We start from the raw sequence: 3,452 nt of genomic DNA on the forward strand, positions 1-3,452 counted from the left end.
ACTAATCACGAAAGATCAACACGCCTTAGAGTAGCCGCGAGTTTCACTTCACCTTCTGCAGTGATATTTAAAATAAAAAGAGCCAATAGAAATGCTGGAACACCAAGAAATAGTGCCTTGTCGATGGGTTTGCGTTGCATCGTCTTCCCTATGAAATTTTGATTCCCTTTAAAGACGCAATAAATCACAAAGCGGCTATGGTTTCAATACAAGCAACGGTTTCAGTACGTCCGCATTCTTGTCATTAGGTTAGTGCAGTTATCGGTCTGACATGAACTATTTTATGCTTCAAACTGGGCTGGTACGCATGGCACGTCTTAGCTTCATGTAATACCACAGGTTCGAGGCTGCAAACAGGGCTTCAGTAATGGCTAATCCCCACGTTTGCGTAATTATTCCGTACGCAGTGAAGTTGATGGAGCCAATGATCATGCATACCCTTAAACCCGCTTCCTTGCAGTGAAGTTCGCCAAACCGGTATGCCATGAAAGTTAACACCGGCATAGCTTCAACTAACGATGTTTTACCGGTTAGGTTATTCACCGTCAGTACAATAACCATCATAGAGATTAATGTAATATAGGTTGCCACAGGAGACAGTAGTTTTTGTTTTATTAAACGATAACTGGTACTCAGCCCTGCCACCGTAATTACTACGGCTCCTCCCCACGCTTGCTCGAAAACCAAAAGTGAGCCAATAGCAATACATAACCCCAAATTCATTAGCAGTAATTTACGTTCAGTGTTCGACCAAAAGGAGGCCAAAGCGAATGCAACGGGAAACGCGTGAAGAAGTAATTCAAACATGGTGATCACAGTAAAAAAAGTCAGTGGTTTACGAGCTGCGGAAGACAGCTATTCAGAACGCGCGCAGTGTAATTTCCAAGCAGCATAAAGCCAATCAAAATTTGACCAATTTCGACGAATTGCATATCAGCGCGATTTCTCTTCAAACCGTTGTGCTGCAAGGAATTACGTTGAAGAGCATTTAACTTATTTTTACATTATCTTAAGATGGTTTTTGTCATAAAACGTATAGATAAAAACAGACAGGAAAACTCATGGGTAAATTTAAATCATCACTCACCGCTATGGCGGTTGTGGTTGCACTCGGTGCATGTTCAGAACAAAAAGCACCTGAGACCACCAGCACAGATGTACAAAATACAGCGACATCTCAACAAGCACAATTTGATAACGTGCTGCTTCAAGAGTTTAAAGGCCCGTACGGTGGCGTGCCTGCTTTCGATAAAATGAATTTGGAAGATTTGAAGCCTGCGCTAGAAAAAGCCATGGAATTGAATCTTAAAGAGATCGAAGCCATCGCTAATAACGAAGCACCGCCAACGTTTGAAAACGTCATAGTTGAAATGGAGCGCGCAGGTGCAGAGCTTGGCCGTGTATTCACTTACTACGGCATTTGGAGTTCTAACAAATCTAGCCCTGAATTCCGCGAAATTCAGGCAGAAATGTCGCCAAAGCTATCAGCTTTCTTCACTCAAATTACGCAAAATGAAAAACTCTTTGAAAGAGTAAAAGCGGTATACGAGTCTGATGAACTGAAATCACTCACGCCAGAAGAACAACGCATTACGTGGATGACTTACAATAGCTTCGCACGCAATGGCGCAACGTTAGATGGCGAAGCGAAAAAGCGTTACGCTGAAATTAACCAAGAACTTGCTACGCTGCACACCAAGTTTTCTAACAACGTACTAGCAGACGAAGAAAACTACGTAACTTATATTACCGAAGACCAGCTTGATGGCTTACCAGCCTCGTTCGTTAAAGCAGCAAAAGCGGCAGCCGAGTCTCGCGGCGAAGAAGGTAAATATGCGATTACCAATACGCGTTCGTCTATGGATCCGTTCTTGACCTACTCAACTAATCGTGAGCTTCGTGAAAAGGTATGGCGTACTTACTATAACCGCGGCGACAATGCCGACGAGTTTGATAACAACGATATCATTAAACGTATCCTAACCCTTCGAGATGAACGCGTTGAGTTATTAGGTTACGAAAATTACGCACAGTGGCGTTTAGAAGATCGCATGGCGAAGAACCCAGAAAACGCCATGGATCTTATGATGAAAGTATGGCCAGCCGCTATTGCTCGCGTTGAAGAAGAAGTAGCTGACATGCAAGCCATTGCAGATAAAGAAGGTGCAGACATTACTATTGCACCTTGGGACTACCGCTTCTATGCAGAGAAAGTACGCCAAGCGAAATACGACCTAGACTCAAACGAAGTAAAACAGTACTTACAGCTTGATAAGCTTCGCGAAGCAATGTTCTACGTTGCCGGTCGCTTGTTCAACTTCAACTTCACACCTGTTGAAGAAGGCAAAGTGCCAGTATTCCACGAAGACGTGAAAGTATGGGAAGTAACGGACAAAGACAGCGGTGAACACATTGGCCTTTGGTACCTTGATCCATTCTCACGCCAGGGTAAACGCTCTGGTGCCTGGGCGACCACGTATCGCTCTTACACCACGTTCGATGGCAAGAAAACCGTATTGTCTTCTAACAACTCGAACTTCGTGAAAGGCGCTGACGGCGAAGCTACGCTTATTTCTTGGGATGATGCTGAGACCTACTTCCATGAATTTGGTCATGCACTTCACTTCTTAGCGTCTGACGTAAAATACCCATCTTCGCATTCTGGCGTACGCGATTACACTGAGTTCCAGTCTCAGTTACTAGAGCGTTGGTTAACCACCGATGAGGTTATTAACAACTACCTAGTGCACCATGAAACAGGCGAACCAATTCCTGCTGAACTGGTTGAGAAGATTAAGAAGGCCTCGACCTTCAATGAAGGCTTCAAAACCACTGAGTACATGGCTTCTGCCATTATGGATCTGAAGTATCACACTACCGATCCTAGCAAGATTGACCCTGATACTTTTGAGCGTGAAGAGCTTAAGAAGCTAGGTATGCCAGAAGAAATCGTTATGCGTCACCGTTCACCTCATTTCGGTCACGTATTCTCGGGTGAAGGTTATGCAGCGGCCTATTATGGCTACATGTGGGCAGAGGTACTTACTGCCGACGCAGCAGAAGCCTTTATGGAAGCACCGGGTGGTTTCTACGATAAAGAAGTAGGCGATCGCTTAGTGAAATACCTATTCGCTGTACGTAATGCTATGGATCCAGCCGAAGCTTATCGCAAGTTCCGCGGCCGCGATGCCAAGGTAGATGCATTGATGCGTGACCGTGGTTTCCCAATTCCTAAGGAAAACAAAGAGTAAGGTTTAGCACTTACTTTTCCTAGGTCTGTTGCTAATTAAATCTGTAGCTTCAGCATGACATTGGCCCTCTCGTTTTCTATGAAAGTCAGAGGGCCTTTTTGTAATAAGTGTTGGTATCAACCCTCATCTTTCTATTGACCTATTGGTCAATTATGCTTCACAATCTTCTTTCCCTAAGGCGTGTTGATCTTTCGTGATTAG

Annotated in this window: 2 protein-coding genes; one reads left to right on the forward strand and one right to left on the reverse strand. The window is 44.3% G+C overall.

The genetic code is table 11. The features are described 5' to 3' along the window. Positions 1 to 288 precede the first annotated feature (288 nt). The gene (locus ACX5KA_RS01930; protein WP_061094035.1) at positions 289 to 807 is read right to left on the reverse strand and encodes a YgjV family protein; all 519 of its coding nucleotides are present in this window, start codon (positions 805 to 807) and stop codon (positions 289 to 291) included. 254 nt (positions 808 to 1,061) lie between these two features. Here ACX5KA_RS01930 and ACX5KA_RS01935 point away from each other — a divergent pair, with 254 nt between their 5' ends. Next, complete coding sequence (locus ACX5KA_RS01935) at positions 1,062 to 3,251, forward strand: M3 family metallopeptidase (RefSeq protein WP_458730299.1); 2,190 nt, start codon at positions 1,062 to 1,064, stop codon at positions 3,249 to 3,251. Positions 3,252 to 3,452 lie beyond the last annotated feature (201 nt).

The organism is Alteromonas alvinellae, assembly GCF_902705805.1.